This window comes from Streptomyces sp. AC627_RSS907 (genome assembly GCF_019049165.1).
Genome location: NZ_JAGMUE010000882.1, coordinates 12,692 through 14,339 on the forward strand (window position 1 = coordinate 12,692; position 1,648 = coordinate 14,339).

The 1,648-nt window shown below is 74.7% G+C and carries 1 protein-coding gene; it reads left to right on the forward strand.

The window, feature by feature from the left end:
• Positions 1–63: 63 nt before the first annotated feature.
• Positions 64–1,648, forward strand: a 1,585-nt coding sequence (locus tag KUM32_RS39240) for a polyketide synthase dehydratase domain-containing protein (protein ID WP_374227607.1), incomplete at its 3' end; no start/stop codon positions are given.

The window sequence follows — 1,648 nt, forward strand, 5'->3', positions numbered from 1 at the left end:
CCTGGGGCGGAGGTCGAGCAGGCGGCGTCGCTGGCGGGTGAGCGGGGCTGGAAGACGTCGCGGTTGCGTACCAGTCATGCTTTCCACTCCCGGTTGATGGAGCCGATGCTGGCCGAGTTCGCCGAGGTCGTGCGGGGGCTGGCGTATGCCGAGCCCCGGCTGGGGGTGGTCTCCACGGTCGAGCCCGGTGCGGTGCCGCGCTGGACCGATCCCGACTACTGGGTCGAACAGGTCCGCCGCCCCGTCCGGTTCGCCGAGACGGTCGCCGCGCTCGACGCCGACCGTCTCCTGGAGATCGGGCCCGACGCGGTCCTCACCGCGCTGGTGCGGGAGCTGCGCCCCGAGCTCACCTCGGCCGCCACGCTGCGCCGCGGCCGGGGCGAGGCCGAGACCCTGCTCACCGCGGTGGCCAGGATCTTCACCGCGGGTCAGGACGTCGACTGGGCCGCGACGTTCGGCACCGGCCCGGCGCCCGTACTCGACCTGCCCACCTACCCGTTCCAGCACCAGCGGCTGTGGATCGACGCCACCGCCCCGGCCGGTGACCTGACCGCCGCCGGCCTGCTCGACGCCGAGCACCCACTGCTGGGCGCCGCCGTCACCCTCCCGGACAGTGATGCCCTGCTGTTCACCGGCCGACTGACCGCCGGGTCACCGGCCTGGCTCGCCGACCACACCGTCTTCGGCACGGTCGTCGTCCCCGGCGCCGCCCTCACCGACATCGCCCTGGCCGCCGGGGCCCGGGCAGGCACCCCCGTCCTCGACGAACTACTGCTCCAGACCCCCCTGGCCCTGCCCGCCACCGGCGGAGTCGGCCTCCGGGTCACGGTCGCCGCCCCGGACGACGAGGGCCGCCGGGCCCTCACCGTCTACGCGCAACCCGACGGCACCGAGAACTGGACCACCCACGCCACCGGCCACCTGTCCGCCGAGGCCCACCCACCGACGCCACGTCCCGCGCCCTCCCCGGACGGCGAGCCGGTCCCCCTCGACGGGCTCTACGCACACCTCGCCGACGCCGGCCTGGGCTACGGTCCCACCTTCCAGGGCCTCACCGGCGCCGTCCGCGACGGCGACGAAGTGATCGCCGAAGTACGGCCGGACGGCATCGAACCCGACGGGTTCGGCGTCCACCCCGCCCTGCTCGACGCGGCCCTGCACGCCATCGGCGCTACCGGCCTGCTCGACGACACGGTCCGCCTGCCGTTCGCCGTCAACGGCGCCCGCCTGCACGCCGTGGGCGCCCGCGCCCTCCGCGTCCACCTCACCCGCCTGAACGACAGCACGGTCCGCCTGGCCGCCCTCGACGGCTCCGGCGCGCCGGTCCTCACCATCGACGAACTGGCCTTCCGCCCCGTCACCGAGGAACAGGTCGGCGCCGCCGACGCCGTGACGGCGGGATCCCGCTCGCTGTTCGGCCTCGACTGGGTACGGGACGAGACCGCGGCACCCGTCGAGGTGTCACGCGCCGTGATCGCGTTGGGTGATGCGTTGCCGGTGGCGCCTGTGGAGGTGTTGGTGGTGGATGCGTCGGTGGGGGGTGCGGCGCGGGATCGTGTGGTGGCTCTGCTGGGTTTGTTGCGGGGGTGGCTGGCGGATCCGGGGTGGGTGGGGTCGCGGCTTGTGGTGCGGACGTTCGGTGCGGTGG